Annotated in this window: 29 protein-coding genes and 1 pseudogene; 2 read left to right on the top strand and 28 right to left on the bottom strand. The window is 71.1% G+C overall.

Annotated elements, in window-relative coordinates:
- Positions 1 to 26 precede the first annotated feature (26 nt).
- From GA0070618_RS33210 to GA0070618_RS33190, 6 genes are all read right to left on the bottom strand, one after another.
- Positions 27 to 257 (bottom strand): hypothetical protein, encoded by a 231-nt coding sequence (locus GA0070618_RS33210; RefSeq protein ID WP_231931540.1) that lies wholly within the window; start codon positions 255 to 257, stop codon positions 27 to 29.
- A gap of 13 nt (positions 258 to 270) precedes the next feature.
- On the bottom strand, positions 271 to 1,101 hold the full coding sequence (locus GA0070618_RS33205) for a hypothetical protein (RefSeq protein ID WP_088985163.1): 831 nt from the start codon (positions 1,099 to 1,101) through the stop codon (positions 271 to 273).
- 130 nt (positions 1,102 to 1,231) lie between these two features.
- Positions 1,232 to 1,582, bottom strand: coding sequence for a hypothetical protein (locus GA0070618_RS33200; protein ID WP_088985162.1), 351 nt, complete (start codon positions 1,580 to 1,582; stop codon positions 1,232 to 1,234).
- Positions 1,583 to 1,984: 402 nt separating this feature from the next.
- Positions 1,985 to 2,470, bottom strand: a complete 486-nt coding sequence (locus GA0070618_RS33195) for a hypothetical protein (RefSeq protein ID WP_088985161.1) — start codon at positions 2,468 to 2,470, stop codon at positions 1,985 to 1,987.
- Positions 2,471 to 2,537: 67 nt separating this feature from the next.
- On the bottom strand, positions 2,538 to 2,801 hold the full coding sequence (locus GA0070618_RS33825) for a hypothetical protein (RefSeq protein WP_157749062.1): 264 nt from the start codon (positions 2,799 to 2,801) through the stop codon (positions 2,538 to 2,540).
- A gap of 24 nt (positions 2,802 to 2,825) precedes the next feature.
- Positions 2,826 to 3,026: a hypothetical protein gene (locus GA0070618_RS33190; RefSeq protein WP_088985113.1), complete on the bottom strand. Its 201-nt coding sequence runs from the start codon at positions 3,024 to 3,026 to the stop codon at positions 2,826 to 2,828.
- 582 nt (positions 3,027 to 3,608) lie between these two features.
- Between GA0070618_RS33190 and GA0070618_RS33185 the strand changes: the two are divergent.
- Both GA0070618_RS33185 and GA0070618_RS33180 read left to right on the top strand, forming a co-directional pair.
- Positions 3,609 to 4,373: pseudogene (locus GA0070618_RS33185) on the top strand (DUF5753 domain-containing protein).
- A complete protein-coding gene (locus tag GA0070618_RS33180; RefSeq protein ID WP_088985111.1) occupies positions 4,364 to 4,552 on the top strand; it encodes a DUF397 domain-containing protein in 189 nt (62 codons plus the stop codon). Before GA0070618_RS33185 ends, GA0070618_RS33180 begins: the two are co-directional and overlap by 10 nt.
- 778 nt (positions 4,553 to 5,330) lie before the next feature.
- Here GA0070618_RS33180 and GA0070618_RS33170 read toward each other — a convergent pair.
- The 22 genes from GA0070618_RS33170 to GA0070618_RS33085 all read right to left on the bottom strand — a co-directional run bounded on the left by GA0070618_RS33170 (position 5,331) and on the right by GA0070618_RS33085 (position 21,098).
- Entirely contained in the window at positions 5,331 to 6,458 is a 1,128-nt protein-coding gene (locus GA0070618_RS33170; RefSeq protein ID WP_157749061.1) for a recombinase family protein, read from the bottom strand.
- Positions 6,395 to 7,015 (bottom strand): recombinase family protein, encoded by a 621-nt coding sequence (locus GA0070618_RS33165; protein WP_088985159.1) that lies wholly within the window; start codon positions 7,013 to 7,015, stop codon positions 6,395 to 6,397. Before GA0070618_RS33165 ends, GA0070618_RS33170 begins: the two co-directional genes overlap by 64 nt.
- Positions 7,016 to 7,216: 201 nt before the next feature.
- A complete protein-coding gene (locus GA0070618_RS33160) occupies positions 7,217 to 7,672 on the bottom strand; it encodes a hypothetical protein (protein ID WP_088979785.1) in 456 nt (151 codons plus the stop codon).
- A 108-nt stretch (positions 7,673 to 7,780) separates the two neighbouring features.
- On the bottom strand, positions 7,781 to 8,650 hold the full coding sequence (locus tag GA0070618_RS33155; protein WP_088979784.1) for a hypothetical protein: 870 nt from the start codon (positions 8,648 to 8,650) through the stop codon (positions 7,781 to 7,783).
- 1 nt (position 8,651) lies between these two features.
- The gene (locus tag GA0070618_RS35285) at positions 8,652 to 8,786 is read right to left on the bottom strand and encodes a hypothetical protein (protein WP_269148462.1); all 135 of its coding nucleotides are present in this window, start codon (positions 8,784 to 8,786) and stop codon (positions 8,652 to 8,654) included.
- A gap of 55 nt (positions 8,787 to 8,841) precedes the next feature.
- Positions 8,842 to 9,567, bottom strand: coding sequence for a hypothetical protein (locus GA0070618_RS33150; protein ID WP_088979783.1), 726 nt, complete (start codon positions 9,565 to 9,567; stop codon positions 8,842 to 8,844).
- Between the two features lie 375 nt (positions 9,568 to 9,942).
- Positions 9,943 to 10,458 (bottom strand): hypothetical protein, encoded by a 516-nt coding sequence (locus tag GA0070618_RS33140; RefSeq protein WP_088979781.1) that lies wholly within the window; start codon positions 10,456 to 10,458, stop codon positions 9,943 to 9,945.
- 57 nt (positions 10,459 to 10,515) lie between these two features.
- The gene (locus GA0070618_RS33135) at positions 10,516 to 11,634 is read right to left on the bottom strand and encodes a SprT family zinc-dependent metalloprotease (protein WP_088979780.1); all 1,119 of its coding nucleotides are present in this window, start codon (positions 11,632 to 11,634) and stop codon (positions 10,516 to 10,518) included.
- Between the two features lie 44 nt (positions 11,635 to 11,678).
- The gene (locus tag GA0070618_RS33130) at positions 11,679 to 12,254 is read right to left on the bottom strand and encodes a sigma-70 RNA polymerase sigma factor region 4 domain-containing protein (RefSeq protein ID WP_088979779.1); all 576 of its coding nucleotides are present in this window, start codon (positions 12,252 to 12,254) and stop codon (positions 11,679 to 11,681) included.
- Entirely contained in the window at positions 12,251 to 12,406 is a 156-nt protein-coding gene (locus tag GA0070618_RS33820; RefSeq protein WP_157748904.1) for a hypothetical protein, read from the bottom strand. Before GA0070618_RS33820 ends, GA0070618_RS33130 begins: the two co-directional genes overlap by 4 nt.
- Entirely contained in the window at positions 12,406 to 12,573 is a 168-nt protein-coding gene (locus tag GA0070618_RS33815; RefSeq protein ID WP_157748903.1) for a hypothetical protein, read from the bottom strand. The genes GA0070618_RS33820 and GA0070618_RS33815 overlap by 1 nt, the downstream gene beginning before the upstream one ends.
- A gap of 90 nt (positions 12,574 to 12,663) precedes the next feature.
- The gene (locus GA0070618_RS33125) at positions 12,664 to 13,437 is read right to left on the bottom strand and encodes a hypothetical protein (RefSeq protein ID WP_143740490.1); all 774 of its coding nucleotides are present in this window, start codon (positions 13,435 to 13,437) and stop codon (positions 12,664 to 12,666) included.
- A 237-nt stretch (positions 13,438 to 13,674) separates the two neighbouring features.
- On the bottom strand, positions 13,675 to 14,046 hold the full coding sequence (locus GA0070618_RS33120) for a DUF4406 domain-containing protein (RefSeq protein ID WP_088979777.1): 372 nt from the start codon (positions 14,044 to 14,046) through the stop codon (positions 13,675 to 13,677).
- Positions 14,033 to 14,329: a DUF7169 domain-containing protein gene (locus GA0070618_RS35665; protein ID WP_420866293.1), complete on the bottom strand. Its 297-nt coding sequence runs from the start codon at positions 14,327 to 14,329 to the stop codon at positions 14,033 to 14,035. Before GA0070618_RS35665 ends, GA0070618_RS33120 begins: the two co-directional genes overlap by 14 nt.
- Before the next feature lie 111 nt (positions 14,330 to 14,440).
- On the bottom strand, positions 14,441 to 16,354 hold the full coding sequence (locus GA0070618_RS33115; RefSeq protein ID WP_197701707.1) for a DNA polymerase: 1,914 nt from the start codon (positions 16,352 to 16,354) through the stop codon (positions 14,441 to 14,443).
- A 160-nt stretch (positions 16,355 to 16,514) separates the two neighbouring features.
- Entirely contained in the window at positions 16,515 to 17,132 is a 618-nt protein-coding gene (locus GA0070618_RS33110) for a hypothetical protein (RefSeq protein WP_088985157.1), read from the bottom strand.
- The gene (locus GA0070618_RS33810) at positions 17,129 to 17,296 is read right to left on the bottom strand and encodes a hypothetical protein (RefSeq protein WP_157749060.1); all 168 of its coding nucleotides are present in this window, start codon (positions 17,294 to 17,296) and stop codon (positions 17,129 to 17,131) included. The genes GA0070618_RS33110 and GA0070618_RS33810 overlap by 4 nt, the downstream gene beginning before the upstream one ends.
- Before the next feature lie 9 nt (positions 17,297 to 17,305).
- A complete protein-coding gene (locus GA0070618_RS33105) occupies positions 17,306 to 19,855 on the bottom strand; it encodes a phage/plasmid primase, P4 family (RefSeq protein WP_088985156.1) in 2,550 nt (849 codons plus the stop codon).
- The gene (locus GA0070618_RS33100) at positions 19,852 to 20,067 is read right to left on the bottom strand and encodes a hypothetical protein (RefSeq protein WP_088985155.1); all 216 of its coding nucleotides are present in this window, start codon (positions 20,065 to 20,067) and stop codon (positions 19,852 to 19,854) included. Before GA0070618_RS33100 ends, GA0070618_RS33105 begins: the two co-directional genes overlap by 4 nt.
- A gap of 122 nt (positions 20,068 to 20,189) precedes the next feature.
- The gene (locus GA0070618_RS33095; protein ID WP_197701706.1) at positions 20,190 to 20,348 is read right to left on the bottom strand and encodes an Lsr2 family DNA-binding protein; all 159 of its coding nucleotides are present in this window, start codon (positions 20,346 to 20,348) and stop codon (positions 20,190 to 20,192) included.
- 76 nt (positions 20,349 to 20,424) lie between these two features.
- Positions 20,425 to 20,880 (bottom strand): hypothetical protein, encoded by a 456-nt coding sequence (locus GA0070618_RS33090; RefSeq protein ID WP_143740492.1) that lies wholly within the window; start codon positions 20,878 to 20,880, stop codon positions 20,425 to 20,427.
- Positions 20,877 to 21,098, bottom strand: a complete 222-nt coding sequence (locus GA0070618_RS33085; RefSeq protein WP_088985152.1) for a hypothetical protein — start codon at positions 21,096 to 21,098, stop codon at positions 20,877 to 20,879. The genes GA0070618_RS33090 and GA0070618_RS33085 overlap by 4 nt, the downstream gene beginning before the upstream one ends.
- Between the last annotated feature and the right edge of the window lie 43 nt (positions 21,099 to 21,141).

Genomic DNA, 21,141 nt, shown 5'->3' with positions numbered 1-21,141 from the left:
GAACCGCCGGAACCGAACCCACCCGGTCACCTCGCGTGGGGGCTCGCCGCCTTCCGGCGCTGCGTGCCGAACCACAACCACACGTGCTCGCTCAGGGTGTCGCCGGTGCGGGAGTTGAACAGCGCCGCACCTTCGACGGCCGCGAAGTAGACGAACCACGCGACCCACGTCAGCCACCACGCGTCGAGCGCGAGGGCAACGCCCCCGACGGTGCCGAGCAAGGCACCGCCGAGGGTGTAGGGGAGAGTGCGCCTCATGCCGCGTCCCCGATCAGGAACTCAGCGAGGCGCAACACGTCGTCCACGTGGGCCGCGCGACCGTCCAGCATGGTCGACGCCTTCTCCCACGCGCGACCCGCGCCGGGTCGAGCGAGTCGGCCGGGTCGGGGAGCACCCACAGTGCCTCGGCGGCGTCGCCGGGGAGCGGGGCGAGGAATTCGGGTGCCACACTCCAATTCGGCGTTCCCGCGTTGACGCCGTCCACGGCGGTTACGGTGGCGTTCCCCCGGCGCGTCTTCGGGTTGGTCACGACGACCCGCGTGGTGCCCGAGGTCGCGAGACCCGTACTCACGTCGCCGAAATCGGTGTGGAGCTTCGCACCCGGCAGCAACCGGTACTCGCGGCCGACCTCGATCGCGGCGACCGGGGCCGTCGGACGGGTCACGCGCTCGGCCAGCTCGTGAAGCGCCGTCCCGGTCGTCGGCACCTCGGCCGGGTCGTGCGAGGCCAGGGCCGCCCGCAGCTCGGTCACGCGCGCCGGGGTCAGCCAGACGGTCTGCTCGTCGTCCGTCTCGGCGTTGATCGTGAGCGCGATCGGGTTCTCACGGCTCGACCGCGTGTAAACGGTCAGCGTGTCGCCCTCGACGTCCGTCAGGTCGAGGATCGGGCCGGGACCGGCGTCGGTCGCGGGCTCCGGGGTGCCGTGTGGGGCGAGCGCGGCGCGAAGCCGGTCGACGTCGGCCCCCGGCTTCAGCTCGACGGGAACGATCGTCCCCGCGCGCGACTTCGCCAGAAGAACCAAGTTGCCGGGTGCCGACGGGTAGTGGTCGATGTGGAAGCCGTCGCCGTCGCCGTCGGTGTGCTCGAAAATCTTCCGTGCCATGCGGCCCTCCGCTGTCGTGTCTCGTTCGGACACACGCCCTATGCGCCAGGGCCGCCCGGGGTGTTCACGCGACTTTCGGGAGAAACAGAAGAAAGCCCCCCGAGCAGGGGACGGGCTTCTTCAGGGGGTGTTACGGGCGGCGCAGGGCGGAAGCGGGGATGAACCATCCGCCGCCCCCGTGCGCGCCACCCCGGCCCGAGACGAACTCGGCGCGGTAGCGGTCGTCACGCACGCTCGGCAGGTCCGTGATGCGGACGCGGTCACCCGCGCGGACGCTCGCGTGGGTCGGGTAGTCCTCCGTCACGATCGCCTCGTCACCGACAGCCCACGGCCGGTCGGCGGCGGGACGCTTCAGCCGACGCGGGTAGCAGTCGCCCGACACGCCCTTCCGGTTGTGCGTCACCTCGATGAACTCCTCGCCGAAGCTCATGAAGCGCCGCACCACGGTCACGCGGTCGCCGACCCGGAAGTCCACGCCCACGACTCGACCACCTCGGCCTCCTCGCCGGCCTCCAACGGGCCGGTCTTCGGGCGGCCGGGGCCTCGGCCAGCGGGGCGAGGCCCGACGGGAGGACGTACGCGCCGGTCCGCGTCCCGTCGCCGTCGAGCGCCCGGATGACCAGGTCGCCGTCGTCGTCCGGACCGGACGTGACCTCGACCCGGGTCACACCGCGCCCGTTCAGGGTGCACGTCCCGAACGACGTGAGCGCGCCCGGCTTCAGCGCGTACACCCCGCCGACCTCCGGCGCGAAGGGCTCGGCCGCGATCGGGTCGCCCAGGTAGGCGCGGCCGACGTTCTGCGTGGTGACGCCCCCCGAGCCGTTCACGCGGTGGACCAGGCAGTTGCCACGCTCGTTCATGGCGCGCTCGACCCGGACCCGGGTCACGTCCGCCGCGAAGTAGACACCGCCCCGTTGGTCGTCTTCGCGTTCGGCTTCAGCTCGACCACGTCGCCGACCTTCAGGGCGACCGGCTCGGCCGGCTTCTCGTCCTCGGGCAGGATCGCGGCGGCGTGGCGGACGAAGACGGCCGATACGTAGCTGCCGTCCTCCATCAGGTACTCGCCGTCGAAGTCGATCGCATCGGCGACCTTCTCGGTCCGCTTCAGCGAGCCGTCCCGGTTCAGGACCTTCACGGTCTCGCCGGCCTTCGCGCCGAGGTAGCCACCGACGCCGTAGCGGGTCGCGAACCACTCGCCCATCCGCCGGGCGGCGTCCGGGTTCAGCCACACGGACTCGATCTTGCCCGGCAGGGTCAGACCCAGGTACGCACCCTGCGAGTCGGGCCGGCGACCGTCGGCGTCCACGTACACCTGCGCGTCCTCGGTCAGCTTGTCACCGTTCGCACGCGCGGGGAAGTTCTGCATCATTGCTCGGCCTCCTGGGCTCGTGTCTCTTGCGGACACGGCCCCTATGCGCCAGGGGACCCCAAGGTGTTCAAAGAAAGTTTGAGCCCGCCCCGGGCGACACCGGGACGGGCAGTTTCAGCAGGTCAGTACCTCGGCCGGCGCGGCGGACGCGCCCACGACACGAAGCGTTCGAGCAGGTTCTCTCCACTGTCGGCGGCACCTCGGACACCGCGACGTCGAGCAGCGTCCCGAGGTACATCGACAGGGCGAGCCGGTCTTTCTTGTACTCGCCGAGGAGACGCAGCTTCGCCGGCTGACACGGCCACGGGCCCCACACGTCCGGCAACGCCACGCCGGGCGACTGTAGACGTGCGTGCTACCGGGGTGGGGCCGAGGCATTCGGCCACACCTCCCATGCCAGCATTTGGGCGTCGTTGCGGCCCAGCTTCAGCCACCACAGAAACCGGCTGATGAGGGCCGGCGCGGGAATGTCGATTCCTTCCCTCTTCACCCGCCGCGCCTCCTCCACCATTTGGAGCACGGCGGCGGCGCGCTGCGCCGGGGTCGTCAGGAACATAGCCGTTTTGAAGGCGTCGCACGGCCAGTGCCGACCACACTCCACACACCGCACCGTCGCCCAGCGGCGGCGGTGAACGAGGGCCGGGTCCGTCGTCGCCGAGGAAGCCACGCTTACCACCAGCGGCCCCCGTTCCCGCGCTCGCGCTGGGCGCGCGTGACCAGTCCCGACGCGTTCGGCCAGATGACCTGAGTCGCGTCGTCCTGGGCGACCGGACGAGAAGGAAGGCTGAAGGGCCCGATCGGGTTCAGCGGCGGCCAGGGGATCGAAGGCGGCTCGGACTTCGGCTTCGGGTCGGGCTTCGGCGGTGGCTTCGGCTTGTCCTCCGCAGCGTGGCGCGGGGCGGCGAGCGGGCCCGGTCGCAGCGGGTGCCGGCGGTCCGGGCAGCGTCGCCAGGACGCGAGACCACACGAGCACCGCAGCCGGAACCCGCGCAGGACCGGACGGTGCCGGGGGGCGAACGGGACAGACGATGTCGGCGTGATCGTGGCATGAAGACCAGCCTGCCGACGGTTGCCTGACAATCACACAGCGTTGTCTAATGTCCTTAGGACAGATCGTTTGTTCCGGGAAGGGACAGGCATGAATCACGCGTTTGTCGCGGCGCTCGCCGAGGCAGGGCACACAGCGGAAAGCCTCGCAGGTCAGATAGGGGTACACCCGAAGACCGCGCAACGCTGGGCAAACCCTGGGCACATTCCACAGAGTCGCCACCGCGTCGCCGTCGCAACTGCTCGGGCGAGATGTCGACACACTATGGCCGGACGTCGGGCTACGCCGCGAGCCGTCTGGTTCCGCCCGTGGGTCGACATCGAACGCGAGGCCGCCACGCTGCGCGCGTATCAGCTCGCGTGGGTGCCCGGCTTGCTTCAGACCGAGGCGTACGCGCGGGCGACCCTCGCGGGCGGGGTGCTGTGCACCGACGCGGTAGACGAGCTGGTCGCCGCGAGGCTCGGCCGGCAGTCCATCCTCACGCGGGAGCGCGGGCCCCTGCTCGTCGCCGTACTGGACGAAGGCGTACTGCGGCGGCGCGTCGGCGGCGACCGGGCACTCATGGCCGCGCAGCTCGCCCACCTCGTACAGTGCGCCGACCTGCCCAGCGTGCAACTTCACGTCGTGCCGGCGGACGCGCCCAGCTACCCGGGCCTTGACGGGCCCTTCACGATCGCCGACATGCCCGAAGGCGCACGGGTCGCACACGTCGACAGCCCCGCGCGGGCGGCGATACTCGACCAGCCCTCCGACCTTGTTACCCTTGAGCGGCGGTGGGAGCGCATTCGAGGTGAGGCGCTTCCGCGAGGAAGATCCCTAGACCTCATCATGGAAGCGGCGAAGACATGGACCTGACCGGGGCGCAGTGGCGCAAAAGCACTCGCAGTGGCGGTAACGGCGGCGACTGTGTAGAGGTCGCCGACAACCTTCCCGGGGTCGTCGGTGTCCGGGACTCGAAGGACCCGGCAGGGCCGGCGCTGACCTTCCCGCCCGCAGCCTGGCGGGCGTTCGTGGGCAGCGTGGCGCAGCGCTGACCCGACCAGCACGACGGGCCCTCGGCTACCTAGCCGGGGGCCTTTTGCTGTCCCGGCGCGTGAACGGGATCACGCGGGCCGAGGGGCGGTCGGCTGCGGCCCGCTCGTCGGCGCGGCCCAGCTCGTAAGCCTCCTCGTACGTCGCGGCGGTGACCGCAGGACGCGGCCGGCGACGGCGGGCGAGCACCCACGCGGCCGGCAGGGCAAGGGCGACCAGGCCGAAGACGTAGACCGTCCGCCCCGGGGCGGGGTCGCTGTCCTCGGGTGCGGGCTCACCCCACGGCCCGACAAGGCCCGGAATCGCCTCGGGCGTTGCCGCCCCCGGTGTGGCGGGGCCCGGCTCGGTCGGGCCTTGCAACGTGCCCTTCGGACGGGAAGACGACGCGGGCCCCACCTCTGTTACGTGGGCGGGTGTCGTCCGGGCCGGTGCGGGGGCCTTGGTCGGGGCGGGGCTCGGGACCCGGCCGGAGTCACCAACGGGGCCGGCGGGACGGTCACGGGGACCGTGGTCGGCGACGGGGGCACGTCGGGCGGGCGGCCGGGAATCAGGCGGTCGACCACGCCCCCGACGGCGTCACGCAGGGGGCCCGGCGGGGCGGCAGGGGCAGGGGCGAGGGCGAGCGTCAGTGCCAGGGCGGCGGTACGCATCGGCGGGTACCTCCTACGGTGAGCGTTAAGCGTAAGGAGACCCCTACCCGCCCAGGCCGGCGGCCATGCGTGACGCAGTGACGCACGTTTCGTCACTCCCGTATCTATGTCTAAGACTCCTCCTCCTCCTCTAGAAGAAGTAATAGGGGAGTGACGAAACGTCGGTCACTTCGTCACCCGGCGGTCTCGCCCGGCGCTCCCTCGGCGCGGCGTGTAAACACGCGAACGCCCCCGGCGGGAGGGCCGAGGGCGTCCGGTCGGGGTTGGTCCGTTTACACGAATTCGGGGTCCGGGTCGTGGGCACCCTCGAACGGGATTGCTTCGAGGCGGGCCGGGTCGAAGTAGCCCTTCCACCACGCTTCCCGGGGTGGAGGCGTAGCAGCTCGTAGGCGTCGGACAGCAACTCACGCCGACCTTCGGTGTCGCGGGCCTCCCACTCTTCCGCCATCGTAAGGCCGGTCGGAACGCGGGTCACGATCGGTTCGCGGGGTGCGGCGATCAGCTCGTCCCGCTGAGCCTGTAGCGCCTGAAGCTGAGCGAAGGTCTCGGCGGTGGCGGCGGTGGCGAGGCGGGCGAGCAGGCCGGCGAGAGCTTCCTCTACCGCAGCAAGTGCGCCCCCGTCGGCCACGATCACGCGCTCCTCGAACATCGGCGCGTGGCCGAAGTCTTCCAGGAAGCGACGCTCTAGGTACTGCTCAAACGGCAGGGCCGAGACCAGGACGGGGCGCTCGCAGCGCCGACCCTCGGACTTCTCCTGACAGCGGTACGTGATCAGCTCGTACCGGCGCACCTCGCCGGGTCGGGAGCGCGGCCGGTAGGCGGTCTTCGTCCTCGTCACCGTGAGGAACTTCCCGCAGCCGGAACACTCGATCAGCCGGGACCCGAGGCGGGCGGGCTTACGGGGACCCCGGGGGCTCTTCGTGGGGTCGGCGTTCCGTGCAAGCGCCTGACGCAGCGCGGTCACGGTCGGGAGATCGAGCACTTCGGGGAACGGCGCGAACGGAAAGCCCTTCGCGTCCCGCTGAAGGACGTTCCCGATCGTCACCCTGCCGAGAATGTGGTCCCCGGTGAGCGCCTGGGCGAGGGTCGTCCGCGACCACTGCTCGGCGCGGCGCGGGCTTGGCCCGTGGTAGTTCATCCATCGGACGGCGCGGCCGAGGGTCTGTCCGCGAAGGATCAGCGAGGCGCAGTCCTTCAGCGCGGCGGCCTCTTCGTCGTGCTGGGCGAGGGTCTTCCCCTTCCCGTCCCGGGCCGGCACGATCCGGTACCCGAAGGGCACCTCCCGCCCGGCCAGCGTCCGGCCAGCCGTAGCCGGGTGGCGCGACCGGCGACACGGCGGCGGGCGTTCTCGCGCTCATCGCGGGCGGTCTCGGCCTTGATCAGGAACATGATGCGGAACGCGGTTCCGTTGTCGGAGTCGAGTCCCGTCGTGTCCATGAGCCGGACCGGCGGGCGGACGATCTTGCCCGTGACCGGATCTTTCCCCTCCTGTACGTCGAGGATCATTGCGGCCACGTTCAGGCCCTCGCGGGTCATCCGGTCGACGTGGTGGGCGACCAGGACTTCGCACCGGCCGTGACGGGCGTCGTCAAGCCAGGCGATGAACTCGGGGCGGTCGCGGACACCGCCCGAGATCCCGTCGTCAATATGAAGGGCGATCTCCTCGAAATCCTCGGCGGCGAGAAGGGCTCGGCACTTGTTGATCATGTCGTCTAGGGACGTGTTCGACGCGTCGGCCGCGTGGGACAAGCGAATGTAGATGCTCGCGCGAAGGCGACGCCTGCCCAGGGCGGGCCCGGTGATCGGGAGGGACATGCCGACAGCGTATCGCGCCAAACGTTTAGCGCGAACCCCGGGAAGCGCTTTGCGCAGGATTTCTCTATGTGCCTTGGGTTACATGGCCGTGCCCACGAAGATGCCGCCCAGAGCACATAGAGAATCGGACATAGCGGGACGGGGGCGGACAGCGAAACGCCCCGCGCCCGAGGTCCGGGGGCGGGGCGCTTGCAGGTCGGGTCAGAGCTTGCCGGCGGCCCGCAGTTCGGCGCGGATCTCGCGGGCCTTCGCGCGCACCGCCGCGACGGCGGCAATCTCGTCCGGGCGGTGGATCAGCGTCGCGCGCTCCAAATCAGTCACGATGCGGCACGCGCGGGTGAACCCGGCTGCGCCGTACTGGTCCCGCTTGTCCCGGTCGGCGAGCGCAGCGTGAGCGCTGCGCAGAGCCCAGTAAATGCGGTCCCGGCGAACTTCCTCGATCAGGCGGGCGCGGTTACCAACGCCCTTCGTGCGTCCGGTCGGGTCGAGCATGTAGCCGGCGCAGGTCGAGCCGTACCGGCCCGCCTCGCCGTTCTCGTCGCCGAGAATGACGGTCCCCCGCAGCTCGATCCGACCGCAGCGGTCGCAGGTGGTCTGCTCATCGGTCACGCCGAGGATGGTCAGGGCGGGGGCGGCTTCGGTGGCGATGGCGGTCATCGGGCTCTCCTTCGTGTGGGGCGTGTAAACGAGCCTAGCTGCGCAAAGCGTTTAGCGCAACGGCACGAAAAAGCCCGCCCCGGGGCGCTCCCAGGGCGGGCCGATCGGTCAGACGTGCACAAGCTCCAACTTCGGTGGCGTCGCCGGCTTCGGCGCGGTCGCGGCCAGCGCGTCCCGCAGGGTCCGGCGCGGGATCTCGATCAGGTCCGCGATGACCTGCTGACTGCGGGCGGGGTTCTCCTCGTTCAGCATCTCGGCGCGGCGACGGATCTCGGGGTACCGGCGCGGGTCGCCGGGCTCGGGAAGCGCCTCGGTGAAGACGATCTCCGTCACGTAGCGGGGGTCCTTCGGGGCCTCGGGCTCGGGCTCCGGCTCGGGGTCCGGGGCTGGCGCTCCGGGGGCGTCGTCGGCCCACGGCGGGACCGCAGACGGCTCGGGGGTGGCCTCGATCGGGGCCGGGGCCACCAGGGCGGCAGGGGCCGTCTCAGCGGGCAGGACGGCGTCCTCGTCGCGCAGCGCGGCAAGGTGGGGAAACAGGGTCTCGAAGGTCGGCTTCGCGCGCTCGGCCGAGGGCTCGACCCGTGCCCGCTTCGCAGCGGTCAGGATCAACGCGGCCGAGCAGATCGCCAGGAAGCCATCGACCGCCAATGGGCCGAGGTGAACGGTCGCCCAATCGAGGCCCCAATGCTCGAACAGGCCGGACATGTGCTGGTAGGACACGATGCCGGCGACCAGGGACACCCCGCCGAGACCCACGAACCGCAACGCGACGTACTGGATACCGGGCGGGAACGCGACCCGGGCGACGACCTCGATACCGACGAAGAGCAGCACCGACCAGGACGCCGAGAAGATGACCTTCAGGGCCGGCGGATCCGTCGCGATGTAGGAGTGCGCGACGTTCGCGGCGACCGACAGGGCCCCGCCGATGATCGCGCCCGCGTACGCCCAGCCACGGCCGGTCGGGGTGGTCGACACTTCAGGCTCCAATCAGGTTCAGGATCAGGGAAACGACAACGAAGGGGAGCGCGCAGAACAGCCACGCCGCAGCCGCGATACCGGCGAGCGCCAGCGCGTACACCCAGGGCCGGCGGGGCGGGTCGGGGAAGTACATCGGAACTCCTCGGGGAGCGGGCCGGGGGCGACGCGGCCCCCGGCCGGGGGAGAGGTCAGGCGGCGAGGTCGTGGCGCTGCGCCCGCAGCGTGGCGGCGTGCCGGGCGGCGACCTGGGCGACCTTCGCCGTGTCGGTGTTCAGGCCGGTCTCGCTGAACAGCTCGCCGGGCTCGATCTGGCGACCGCCGCAGGGCGACCACTCGGACGACCAGGTGCGACCGACGTAGATCCGGGAGCCCTTCCGGGCCCGCACGACCGGCACGGCGGCGGGGTAGACGTCGGCGGGGTCCGGGGTGTCCGGGGTGACCCAGACGGTCTCGCTCCCGTTGCACCGGGGCGCGTTCGCCCAGACGACGCCGGCCCGCTTGACCTCGGTCCCGTCGGGTGCGATGTGCGCCCAGGTGACGCGGGTACCGGGGGAGAGGTCCGACTTCGCCGGCTTCGAGGCGGACGGCTTCCGGGTCGCCGGGCGGGCGGACGCGGCGAGCACGTCGCGGGCGAAGCGCTCGGCGCTGCCCGGGTGCCACGAGTGGCAGTGCGTCCGGTAGTGCTCGTCCCGGTTGCGAGTCGGCCCCGGCACGGCGTGGCCGGCGGGGCGGTTGCACGGCGTGCGCTCCGGCTGGTCGTCAAGCTGGCAGTAGCACTCGGGCAGCGTGGCGCGGAAACCGCTCGGGGTGGTGATCACGAACGCGGGGCGCGGGGTCAGGTAGAACCCGACCGGGACGGTCTCGCGGGTGACGGTGACGCTGCGGCCCTTGCTGGTGATCGTGAGCGGGGACATTCGGCACTCCTTCGGCGGTCTCGCGCTTGCAGGTCAAGTAGAGCATGCGCTAAACGTTTAGCGCAAGTGTAAACGCCCCGTGCCCGGGAAATCCCAGGTCACGGGGCGGAGGGGGTCAGGTGGCGGGGAAGAGATCGGGGGTAGTAGAAGTCGGCAGTCGTGTGGTTCGCCTGGGCGCTACACACCAACTTGACGACAACGACGCGGTAACCGATCGGCTTACCCTGAACGACGGTGTCCGGGCCTCGCTCGAACTCGGACCCCTGGACGACCTGCCACACCCCCGGGCAGGACTCCACGCCGTGAACCGTGCCAACCATGCGGAACCGGGTGTCGGCCATTTCTGCTCACAATCGTCTAGGGAGCGGGACGCGGTTACGGGTGAAGCGGACGGACCTGGCACTCCACATAGTTGCCCGCGCCGGGTGCCCAGCGGCCGACGGGCTCGTACCCGAGCGCCGCCAGGGCAGCGACCAACCGCACCGGGGCGATCTTGCCGGCGGGGCCGTCGACCTCCGTCGGGACCGGCGCTTTGGCACCGCCCACCCGGACGACGCTCTCGGCCGTCAGCCGGCCCGCAGCGTCGACCGTGGCCGTCGCGGTCACCAGACCAGCCGGGGCCGGGACGGCGTCCTCGGCGGGCTCAGGGGCCGTCTCCGGGGTCTGCTCGGGCTCGGCCGGGGCGAGGACGACCTTCGTCGTCGGGCCCGCCTCGATGTCGCCCAGGTCGGTCCGGATCAGCCGGCGGCGACCGACCTTCTCGGGTTCCGCCACGACCTCGGCCGCGCGGGCGGTGGCCGGGTCGCTGGCGAAGGCCGTCGGGGCATGTGGGTCCATCGTGACCAGGACCCGCGCCCCTACGGTCAGCTTGCCCACGGTCGTCGTCTCCATCGAAATCTCCTTAGGCGTGTAAACGGTGCGCCCCGCCGGGGTCGACGGGGCGCGGGGTCAGGCGCAGATTTCCATCTCGACCTTGCAGCGCGGGCAGATCGGGGCCCCAACCTCCTCCAACCACTTCCGCGTGGTCCGGGCGGTGTACTCGCAGGCGCAAAGGCACTTGATCATCCGCGTGGTCTGCTTCTTCTCGCCCTGGCCGTTGCGCCCCGGGGCGGACAGCTTCGCGTGCGGGTACTCGCCGAGGTGGCCGGCGATCTCGGCGAGCTTCGCCTTCAGCTCGTCGCCCGCGACCGTGGCCGTCATCTTCCCGGTCAGGCCAATCCGCTTTGCCAGCTTCGCGAAGTCGCCCTTGTGGCCCGACTTGCAGTCGTCCCACGCGTGGATCAGCTCGTGCACGAGGGTTTCGAGCACCTGACCGGCGTCGCCCAGGACGGGCGAGATGAAGACCTGCGGGGTCTTATCCGCCGTGACGTGGGACGCCCAGCACTGGCCGATGACCTTCGTCAGGCCCTTCCGGCTCGACACCCCCGGCCATCCGACCGACACCCGGACCGCCGGGACGGTCGCGCTGTGCTCGGCGAAGATCGGGCGAAGGGCGTCGACCGCGCCAACGAGCCAGGCTTCGCGGGTCGCGATCGTCTCGGCCGGGACCGCCGGGGCCGAGGCGGGGGCGACCTCGGCGACCAGGTTCGCCGAGTTGGGGGCGACGCACTTCGGGCAGGTGGCCTTTCGCGGCAACGCGGTAACGGGCACGTTGGCCGCAACCTCTCCGCACACCGTTCGATGCGGGACGCCCGTCTTCGTCAGGTGCCGGACCCCCGGGGCACACTTAGCCGGGTGCGGGCACAGCGGCCCGTGCGCCGCACAGTTGGCCGAGCCCGAGCCGGGCGCGGGCCGAAGCGGGTTCACATCGGCCGGGGCGGGCTCGACGGCCGGGGCCGGCTCGACGGTCTCGGTCTCCTCGATCGGGGCGGCCCAGAACTTGCCCGCCACGCCCAGGCCCTCTACCTGCTCCCCGGTCTCCAGGGAGATGAACCGGTTCCCGCACCGCCCCTTCACCACCCGGACCGGAACGCCGACGGCGTTCGGCTTCGCGTAGATACCGAAGAGGATCAGGGTTTCCGGCTTGCCGTGGCCCTTGTAGGTGGCGCGGGTCGGGGTGGCGGTCATTTCGTGCTCCTTCGGTTCGGCGAAGCGTGTAAACGGAGTCTAGGTTACGCAAAGCGTTTAGCGCAACTCCGGGTCTGCGCACCCGCGCTGACCAGGGGCGATAATGCCTCGGCGAGCGCAGGACGCAGCCGTCGGGACCAGGCATTCGCGAGCCCGGTAGGCGACATGCCGAGGTCCGCCGCGACCTCGGCGACCGGACGGTCTTCGAGGAAGCGCCCGACCACGTAGGCACGTTCCCAAGGGGCCAGGTCGGCGAGGGCCCGAGCCACCGAGACCCGCAGAGCGACAGCTTCCGCGTGGTCACCCTGCGGGGCGTCGTCGCGCTCCGTGTCCAACTCGACCAGCCGGCCCGCCCGTAACGGGTCGCGCTCGACGCCGCGACGCCCCTCCTCGCCGGTCATGGGTCGTCCCACGGCGACCGCCCGGACCGCCCGCCGGGCGACCGTCGTCAGGAGGGGCCCGAGCGGGCGGGGGTCGTCGGCGTGCGCCGTGGCGACCGTCCAGACCGCGATCCGGGCTTCCTGCTCGGCGTCGTCGCGCAGGGCGGGTGGAACCCGCTCGGCCGACATGATGCGGATCAGCGGATCAAGGCGGGTGACGTGGTCGGCCGGGGCAGTCACGGGGACTCCTCGGGGGCGGGCCGCTTCCGCTCGGCGGTGGTCTCGCGCAGGATGCGGGCAAGCGCGGCCTGACCCTCGGGGGTCTCCCAGCCGTCCGGCACCCGGCCCGCCTCGCGCCACTCGGCGAAGCGGGCCCGCAGGCGGGCGAACATCAGCGCAGCGTCCCGGGCCGGGCCGGCAGGCCGGTCACGGCGGCCCGCAGGTCGTCCGCGAAGGCGTCGTCCAGCTCGTCGCGGAACTCGAACGGAAGCGCCTCGTACTCGTCGCGGCCCTCGGGGGCGGCGGGCAGACGGACGGCGTCGGTCTCGAAGAAGTCCACGGTCGGTGCCTTTCAGGTTGGGGGTTGCTTGCCGGACCTATGCGCCGGGTGGGGGCGAGGTGTTCAGAAATTCCTCGCCCCCTTTCAGCGCTAAGCGTTTAGCGCACCCAGGGCCGAGCGCATCTTGCCCAGGGCCCGCGTCCGCGTGCGCTGAATCTTCAGCCGGGAGAACTTCCCGAGCCGGTGGCCGATCTCGGCGTCCGGCACCGGGTCAAAGTCGCTGAAGCCGTAGGCCAACCGGCAGACGTCCCGCTCGAAGTCGTCGACTGCGCGGAAGGCCAACTCGACGAGGACGCGGTCCTCGGCGTCGGCGATCTCACGCGGGGCGACCACGTTCCCGAAGACGGCGTCCCCACGGGCTTCCAGCGCGGTTTCGAGCGACGCGCCGGCCGTCACCGCGCCGAGGACGGAGTAGAAGGTGTCCGCCGTCATCTCGTACGCGGGGGCGATCTTCGCGGCCTCGGCGACGTCGTTCCCGGCCTTCGCCAGGATGCCGAAAAACCGCTCCACAGTGCGGCTCGGCACGGTGAAGCCGGTCCCGGCGGCCTGGGCGGCGGCCGACAGCTCGGCGTGCGCGTGCTGTCGGATGACGCTGACCAGGCGGTCGGACTGCGCCGGGTCGAAGGCCCGGACAGCGGAGACCAGGCCGAGGAAAGCGGCCTGACGGGCGTCGTCCAGCGGGAGCACCTTCGTGTACGCCCCGACGGCCTGGCACAGGTGCGGGACGTAGCTGGCGAACAGGCGCAGAAGGGCGTCCTCGTCGCCGGCCCCGGCGGCGGCGATCAGCTCGACCTCCTCGGCGGCGGTCGCGATGTGCTCGACCGGGGCGTCCCACATGGTGTCGATACGAGCGAAAGCGGACATAACGATGCCTCCAAAGGGCGTGAGAGGTCTGCCGGTGAGCGCCGGCCAGCAATCGAACGGGTGTGCGAGTTACCGCGCGTTAAGCACGTTAATGCGCAAAGCGTTTAGCGCAAAGAGTTGCGGGATGGCCTGAGCTGATCGAGGAAGCGTCCTGTCTGGACGGACGAGGGGGCCCCACCCGGAAGACGCGAAGAGGCCCCGAGGGGACACCCCGGGGCCTCGTTTCCGCTGGTTAGGTCAGGCTGACCTAAGAAGAGTGCATTCGACTGACGGTACGACCGGCACCCCGAGCAGCCCCGCCATCGTGTACTCCCAAAGGCTCTCGGACCCGGGAAGCGCGACGACCACGTCCGCCGAGGCGAGGGCCGACACGTCGTCGTCCACTACGGAGAGTAGGTCGTCGGCGTTCTGCGTCTCGGGGTGCGTCCACCCGGGCATAACGACGTCGAAGCCCGCGCCCGCCAGCGCGCAGGCGACGGCGCTGAAGCGCCGCGACCGCTCGGCAGGGGTGCCAGCGGCGGACCCGAGAAGGTAGACGCGGCGACCAGCCAGTCCGGCCAGTCCCGCCAACGGGACCCCTTCCCGCGAGGCTCGCTTACCGTCGCTCATCCCCGTTGCCTTCTTCCTGCCACGGCGTCAACGCCTTCTCGACGCCGGCCCGTACTTGCCTCAGCGCGGTATTCCCACCGGCAAGTATTCGGGCCGAGCGTACTACCTGCTCACGCAGCCGCAAGCGATCCGGATCGAGTGCTACGGACGCGGTCGGTTCGGACCGCTCGCCCTTCACCCGTTCGGCCGTGTCTTCCCTCGGACGGGGGACGGGCGGCGTCGTCCACTGTGCGTCAATAGCCGCAGGTAGGACAGCCGCGAGGGCGTCCAGCTCAGCACGCATCGCGTCGACAAGGTCCCCGATGCGAGTTACGTCACGATCGATGTCAAGATCAGCCGGTTTCACGGTCGCGCCCCTTCGTGAGGAGGTGAATCGTACATGTGTTCGAGATCGTCAGGCGTGTGCAACGCCGTGCTTCCTCGGATGGTCCGTGCGGACCGTGCAAGTCCCGTCCTTCACGGCGCAGCCGTAGCCGTGGCCCCAGCTCGCCCCGTAGACGTCCGGGTCGGACTCGATCCGGACGCCGTAGAAGGTCGACTCCATCGCCCGCCCGATCTCCCGGATAACCTCCTCGGCGTCCGCTGTCGGGGCCTGGGCGATCAGCTCGTCATGTACGGGGAGTAGCAGGTGGTCCCCGAGGCCGGCGGCGAAGATGTCCACGACCGCCTGTGCGAGCAGGTCGCGGGCGGTGCTCTGGACGACGTAGTTCGTCGCCGCGTAGAGCCGGTCCCGGTCGAGCGGCAGATGCCGCCCGGACGGGGTCACGACCTCGCGGCGGCCGAACTCGGCCCGCTCCATCAGCCGGCGGGAGTAGCGCTTGATTTCGGGGTAAACCGCGTCGTACTGCGCGATAACCCGCTTCATAGCCTCGACCGTCGAGCCGGTCTGTCGGGCCAGCGTGGTAGCCCCGCCGCCGTAGACCTTCCCGAAGCCCGCGCCCTTGAAGAGCTTCCGGAAGCGCTTCTTCTCCGGCCCCGTCAGCGAGGCCCAGACCTCTTCGCCGAGCGCCAAGCGCGCTGTGAAGGTGTGAAGGTCCTCGCCGGCTAGGATCGCCTCCTTCATCTTCTTGACGTCCGCCAGCGCGGCGAGAACCCGCATTTCAACCGCCTGATAGTCGGCCGCGATGATCGTTTGCCCCGGGTCCGCGACGAACGCCCGCCGGACCCGCCAGTCGGACGACGGAAGTTGCTGAAGCGGGGGCCGGCTGATCGACATGCGCGCCGTCCGGGCCTGAAGCGCCCCGATCATCGGATGAAGCCGGTCGTCCGCGTCGCGCAGATCGAGGAAGGCTTCCGCGTACGCGGTCGCCCACTTCTCGGCCCGCTTGCTGCGGACCACCGCGTCGGCCAGCGGGTTCGGCGTCCGGACGTCCAGCCGTTCCCAGCCGAGCGAGAGGTCCGCCAGCGGCAACAACACCCCCTTGTCGACCTTCGGGGCCCCGGACGCCGTCCGCTCGTTCATCGTCTCGCCCATCGCGGCCAGCGCGGCGGCGACCTGGGCGGTGCTGTTCACGTTCTCGACGCCGTACCGGCGGGCGACCCGTTTAAACTCCTCGGCCTCGGCGAGCAAGTCCGCGCGCAGCCGTTCCACGTAGGGCACGTCCAGCCGGAACCCGCGACGCTGAAGGATCGCGAGGAGTACCTGAAGGTGATGCTCGAACTTCGACAGGTGGTCGAGCCCGACGTCCCGGACCATCGGCCCCAGCTCGCGGAAGAGCCGGTGAGTCAGGATCACGTCGAGCCCCGCGTACCGGACGTAGGTTTCCTGATCGATCGGGATACCCGCCCAGCCGGTCGCCTTCGTCAGGCCGAGCGAGCGGAACACCGCCGTCAAGCCGTCCTGCGTGTCCGGGGCGTCCGGGTCGACGTAGACCGCGCTGAGCGGCTTCAGGCCGAGCCCGATCCCGCCTTCCTGCGGCGAGCGCGGGTCGAGCAGGTGAGCCAGGACGCGCGTGTCGAACGTGCGCCCGCCCAGCTCTTCGAGCCGTACGCCCAGGTGCCGATCGACGGTCAGCAGGTCGAACGGCGCATTGTGCATGACGTACGGCCGGGGCTGCCGCAGCGCGGCGGCGGCCTCGGCGGCGAACATGTCCGTCCGCAAGACCCACGCCTCGCGCCCGTTGCCGAACTGCGCCAAGCGCAGCCGGTGCCCGGGGCTGAAGATGTCCAAGCCGGTGCCCTCGGTGTCAAAGGCGAGAACCTTGTCCCCGCCCGCCAGGAAGGCCCGGAAGCCGTCCATGTCCTCGGCCCGCTCGGGGAAGTGAATGCCGACGGTCGTCCCGCCGACGGAATGCGTCAGGGTCAGCACTCGGACGCCTCCTTTCGGGTACGGCTGAAGGGCCGCCGCTCCGGTGTGGAGTGACGGCCCTTCAGCGGGTCGGGTGGGTCAGTCGTCGCCCAGCAGCGCCGACATGAGCACCGCGCCGAGCGCAACGGCGGACAGTAGTAGCAGGACAGTGAGCAGGAAGTCAGCCACCGCACCCACCCCCGCAGCACCCCGCGCCGTCCGGGCGGGGCTCGGCCGGGTCGACGTCCGGGGCGTCCGGGTCGACCAGCACCCCGGCGGCCTCGGCGACGGCGAAGACCTCCGCCCACGCCTTCCCGAACTCGGCGGCCCGACGGGCGACCTCCTCGGCCCACGGACGGGTGTACTCGCGGAACGCCCATTCGGTCGACGCGCGGTCGGTCACGACACCCGCGCCGTTGACCTCGAAGCGGGCCGGGGGCGGACAGGCGCAACCCATCGGAAGGCCCGCGTCACACGACCCGCAGAGCGGGCCGGTACGCGGTGCGGACGGCGACGGGACCAGGTTGCACAGGTCGCCGGCCTCGGCCAACGGCCGGACGTGGTCGACGGTCCAGCCGCGCGGGTAGTCGCCCGCAGCGAGCGGGTCCGGCGCGGGGTCACCGCACACGTTCGCGGCGAACAGGGGGCAGGCCCCGCACCCGCCTCGGACGCCGCAGTCGTCGGCCGGGCCCCGGTCGTCCGACCCGGCGTAGGTCCCTACCAGGGCGTCATCAGGTGGGGTGAACGCGTGCCGTTGCACTTCAGCGACGTACGCCGCCAGGTCATCCGGCGAGGTCACGCGGCCTCCTCGATCGTCAGGTGTGGCCGGCGCAGCACCGGGTCGTTCAGCCGGTCGGCGACGAAACGGATCACGTCGGCCTCGTCCTCGGTGAGCAGGACGTCGGTACGGGATTCGTAGTCGTCGGGTCCACCGACGAACACGCGGTACGGCTTGCGTTCCATGGGTCGCTCCTAGAAGACGTCGTCCAGCGAAGGGCCGGCGGTCGGGGTGTCGCTCTCCCTATGCGCCAGCGGGCCCGAAGGTGTTCTCTCCTCGGCGGAACTTTCTTCGGCGGTCTGGTCGGACGGCCGGGCCAGGCGTAGCCCCTCGAAGATCACCCCGATGTTTGACCGCTTCTTCGTCGCCTTCCGCTCTTCGAGCGCGGCGAAGAGCGACTTCCGGGTCCAGCGCTCTTTGCCGGGAAGGGCCTCGTCCTCGGTCCACTGGCGGTAGGAGTCCCATACGACCTTGGCGGTCACCTTCCCGTCCGGGTCGGTCACCAGGACGCCCGGCAGGAAGCCGGTAAGTGCGTCCGAAGTCGCCCGGTACTCCTTCGTCGCGTCCACGATCGCGGCCGGGTCGCCCAGGCCGTCCCGGTACCACTCGACCGCCCCGGCGACCGCCCAGGCGAGGATGCCGGCGGCCTCGGCGAGCAGCTTGTCCCCGAGCTTGTGATCCCGCTCTTCCGGCTTGAAGTACCGCTCCCAGGGGACCAGCTTCACGCGACGCCACAGGCCCTCGTCCTGGCCCCGGAACTGCGGTTTGAAGTTGGTAGCGAGCTGAAGGAGGAACGTCGGCCGGAACTCGAAGAACTCCTTCCGCATGAACCGCGCCGAGATGCTGTCCCGCCCGGTGACCCGCTTCAGGACCGCCTCGGCCATCGGCTTGCCCTGCTCACCCTCGGCGGCGAAGACCAGCCGGGCACCCTTCAGCGCGGCGAGGTCGTTCGGGATGCCGCCGCTCGATTTCTCCTCGAAGGTCGAAAAGGGGGTGGTCACGACCAGCTCGCGGAAGACCTCGGTCAGCGTGTCCGTGTAAACGCTCTTCCCGTTCGCGCCCCCGCCGTGGTGGACGACGAAGCACTGTTCGCCGGTCTCCCCGGTGATCCCGTAGCCGACCAGCCGGCGCATGTAGTCCGGCAGGCCCGCGTGCCGGTCGTACGGGAAGACCTCCCGCAGGAAGGCTTCCCAGCGCGGGCAGACCGCGTCGGGGTCGTAGTCCAGGTCCACACGCCGGGTCAGGAGAAGGTCCGGGTCGTGGGGGAGAAGGCGACCCGTCCGCAGGTCGACCACGCCATTCCGCACGGCGAGCAGGTGATGGTGCCGGTCGAAGTCCTCGAAGTCGACGGCGACACCGCGTAGCGCCTTCAGCTCGCGGACCATCGCGTCGATGCCCTTCGAGCTGTTCGCGGCCTTCGCGAACGACTTCAGCTTCCCCACCCGGGCGGCAAGCTCCTTCGCCTCCTCCTTGTCGCCCGCCTTCAGGACCTCCTTCAGTGCCTCGGTCAATTCCGCGGATTCGACCCAGATCGATGCGGCGACGTCCTGGGCGGCCGTCCGGACCTCGTCCAGCTTGTCCGCACGCCACACGCCGCCGCGCAGGATGAAGAAGCCAGCCTCAGGGCTGTACTTCACGCCGGACCCGCCCGCCTCGAAGTGATCCTTCAGCCGGCGGGCAGACGCGACCTCGGTCAGGTCGGCATCCGTCCAGGCGTTGAGCCGGGTCTTCAGCCCGCCGGGGTCCTGCGAGTTGGTAACCGCCCGGATGAAGTCCGTCGCGAACACCTCGGGGCCCCGGGCCCGCCAGTCGGTCAGGTCGTCGCCGTCGACCGGCGGCCGAACCGACCGGGCCGAGAGGCCACGCTTCGCCAGCTCGGCGCAGAGCAGACGCGAGAACCGGTCGCCGGCCGCGTCCGCGTCGCCGCAGACCACGACCGGACGACCGGCGGCCATTTCGGCGACCTCGTCCGCCACGGTGACGGCCAGGCCCGCACCCCGGACGACCGCGACGTCATAGCCGGTCGCGCACGCGGTCAGGCCGTCGCCGGGCCCCTCGGTCACGATGACCTCGGGCCAGCCGGACTCGCCCGGCAGGAAGCCGACCTTCGCCCAGGACTCGCCCGACGGCGACTTCGCGCCCAGCCACCGCACCCGGGCGGACGGGTCGAGCGCGCGAGCCTGGTAGCCACGCGGGACGCCGTCGCGGTCACGGAATGGCACGACGAGACGGGGCCCGCCGGGCAGGCCCCGGATCAGCTTCCCCTCTTCGTCGTACACGGCCCGCTCGGCGACGCCCAGGCCGACGCGCGTCATGTCGTCCACGTCGAGCCCGAACCGGTCGCGGGCGTACGTGAAGGCGGCGTCGGCGGTCGCCGGGTCGGACCCGTTCCACAGCGCGGCGGTCCACGCGTCGAGCTGTGCGGCCAGCGCCGCGACCGCCGCAGGGCTGGCCGGGGTGCTGGTCGACGTCGCCCGAACGGGGGCGTCGGTGGTGTCGATGTTGGTCAGCTCGGCCACGGACATGCCCAGGGCGAGCAGGACCGCCCCGGGGCGTACCCGGCCGTCCGCGTCGACCGTGACCGTCGCGCAGCCGGCCCGGCACTTGAGCAGCACCGCGCCGGACTCGCCGACCGCGACCCGCAGGGACGGCCGAGAGTCGTCGTGCGCTGGGCAGGGGACGAGCCAGCCGTCCGCCTCTTCGGTTACCTCGGCGAAGCGGGAGAGGAATTCGGTCAGCGTCATCGGGCGTAAGCCTCCATGTCGGCCGGGGTGGCGCGGCGAACGTGGTAGTAGGACAGCGGGGGCCGGCGGCCCGGGACGTGCTCGCACTTCGCGGCGGCCAGGGTCGCGGCCCACACGATGCGGTGACTCTCGAACGTGAAATGCCGGTACTTCAGGACGTACGGCTTCAGGCCGTCGGACTCGCGGGGCGGGGCGTACTTCGGGGTTGGCATCGGCCCTCCTCGGTCGGAGATGGACGCGGGCCCTATGCGCCAGCGGGGCGGGCGGTGTTCAGGGCCCAGAAATGCAAAAGCCCCCGGCGCGTGGCCGGGGGCTCTCTGCGGTGCGGGGTGGGTCAGGCGACCTGACGGTCGGTCGCGGCGGTGAAGGCGTCCTTGATCGCCTGCGAGACCCGGCCCCGGTCGCCGATGTTGTGGCCGTTCGCCTTCGCCCAGGCCCGGACCTCCTTCGGGGTCGCGGCGGTCTCGGTGGTGGTGGTCTCGGTCTCGTTCACGGTTCGCTCCCTGGTTTCGATGCGGGCCCGGTGCTGGGCGGTCAAAGCCCCTATGCGCCAGGAAGGGGTTAGGTGTTCACTCCTCGGTCCGGGACTTCGCCAGCGCGTCGAAGTCGGCGGTCAGCTCGCGGGCGGTCTGGGCGCAGTGCTCGGCGAAGACGTCCGACGGCCCGGCCAGCTCGGCGAGGAGGGCTTCCGCCCGGCGCAGCCGCAGCAACACCCGGGCGAACGTCGCGACCGTCATCACGGCGTACCCGCGCCCGGTCGACGCGCGGGCCCGCTTCACGAACGCGACCCCGTAGTTTTGTCCGGCGTTTACACGCTGCCTCTCGGCCCCGTCGAGCCCTTCCCGGATCGCGGCCTGCCAGCTCGTCCAGTCCTTCGCCTGGCCGGTGAACGGGTCGAGCCCGTGAAGGTCGCCGGTGTCCCGGAAACCCTCCTGAGCCGGGCGGAAGGCCCGCACCGTCGCGGCCCGGAAGAACCGAACGAGGGCCGTTTCCCAGCGGGTCCCCTTCGCCTTCGCGGCGCTCACAGCGCCGCCCAGCAGTGCGGGCACCGGGCGAACGCCCCACCCGGGGTGGCCGGGTCGAGCATGGCGTGGTCGAACGGACAGACGATCTGGCCCTGACGGCGGGCGGCCTGTAGCTGGGCCCCGGGGTCGCCGCCCTGGGAGATGCCCGTTAACAGGCCCTCCCACATAGCCGCGCTCAGGGCCGCAAGCGCCGCGCGGTCGCGGGCGGCCGGGCTCACCGCACGACCTCCGTCCCGGGCACAGGTGCCCAGACCGGAAGGC

This window comes from Micromonospora echinospora (assembly GCF_900091495.1).
GTDB lineage: Bacteria > Actinomycetota > Actinomycetes > Mycobacteriales > Micromonosporaceae > Micromonospora > Micromonospora echinospora.
The sequence above is the reverse complement of the archived record's forward strand: the minus strand, read 5'-3'. Positions and strand labels throughout refer to the sequence as shown.

Excerpts from the sequence above, each read along its gene's own strand:
- GA0070618_RS33165 (WP_088985159.1), bottom strand. The coding sequence starts at position 7,015 with ATGTCCCTCCCGATCACCGGGCCCGCCCTGGGCAGGCGTCGCCTTCGC.
- GA0070618_RS33120 (WP_088979777.1), bottom strand. The coding sequence starts at position 14,046 with ATGAGCGACGGTAAGCGAGCCTCGCGGGAAGGGGTCCCGTTGGCGGGA.
- GA0070618_RS33150 (WP_088979783.1), bottom strand. The coding sequence starts at position 9,567 with ATGTCCCCGCTCACGATCACCAGCAAGGGCCGCAGCGTCACCGTCACC.
- GA0070618_RS33810 (WP_157749060.1), bottom strand. The coding sequence starts at position 17,296 with ATGGAACGCAAGCCGTACCGCGTGTTCGTCGGTGGACCCGACGACTAC.
- GA0070618_RS33820 (WP_157748904.1), bottom strand. The coding sequence starts at position 12,406 with ATGTTCGCCCGCCTGCGGGCCCGCTTCGCCGAGTGGCGCGAGGCGGGC.
- GA0070618_RS33205 (WP_088985163.1), bottom strand. The coding sequence starts at position 1,101 with ATGGCACGGAAGATTTTCGAGCACACCGACGGCGACGGCGACGGCTTC.
- GA0070618_RS33100 (WP_088985155.1), bottom strand. The coding sequence starts at position 20,067 with ATGCCAACCCCGAAGTACGCCCCGCCCCGCGAGTCCGACGGCCTGAAG.
- GA0070618_RS33140 (WP_088979781.1), bottom strand. The coding sequence starts at position 10,458 with ATGGAGACGACGACCGTGGGCAAGCTGACCGTAGGGGCGCGGGTCCTG.
- GA0070618_RS33135 (WP_088979780.1), bottom strand. The coding sequence starts at position 11,634 with ATGACCGCCACCCCGACCCGCGCCACCTACAAGGGCCACGGCAAGCCG.
- GA0070618_RS33105 (WP_088985156.1), bottom strand. The coding sequence starts at position 19,855 with ATGACGCTGACCGAATTCCTCTCCCGCTTCGCCGAGGTAACCGAAGAG.
- GA0070618_RS33210 (WP_231931540.1), bottom strand. The coding sequence starts at position 257 with ATGAGGCGCACTCTCCCCTACACCCTCGGCGGTGCCTTGCTCGGCACC.
- GA0070618_RS33125 (WP_143740490.1), bottom strand. The coding sequence starts at position 13,437 with ATGTCCGCTTTCGCTCGTATCGACACCATGTGGGACGCCCCGGTCGAG.
- GA0070618_RS35285 (WP_269148462.1), bottom strand. The coding sequence starts at position 8,786 with ATGTACTTCCCCGACCCGCCCCGCCGGCCCTGGGTGTACGCGCTGGCG.
- GA0070618_RS33160 (WP_088979785.1), bottom strand. The coding sequence starts at position 7,672 with ATGACCGCCATCGCCACCGAAGCCGCCCCCGCCCTGACCATCCTCGGC.
- GA0070618_RS33195 (WP_088985161.1), bottom strand. The coding sequence starts at position 2,470 with ATGATGCAGAACTTCCCCGCGCGTGCGAACGGTGACAAGCTGACCGAG.
- GA0070618_RS35665 (WP_420866293.1), bottom strand. The coding sequence starts at position 14,329 with ATGCGTGCTGAGCTGGACGCCCTCGCGGCTGTCCTACCTGCGGCTATT.
- GA0070618_RS33190 (WP_088985113.1), bottom strand. The coding sequence starts at position 3,026 with ATGTTCCTGACGACCCCGGCGCAGCGCGCCGCCGCCGTGCTCCAAATG.
- GA0070618_RS33180 (WP_088985111.1), top strand. The coding sequence starts at position 4,364 with ATGGACCTGACCGGGGCGCAGTGGCGCAAAAGCACTCGCAGTGGCGGT.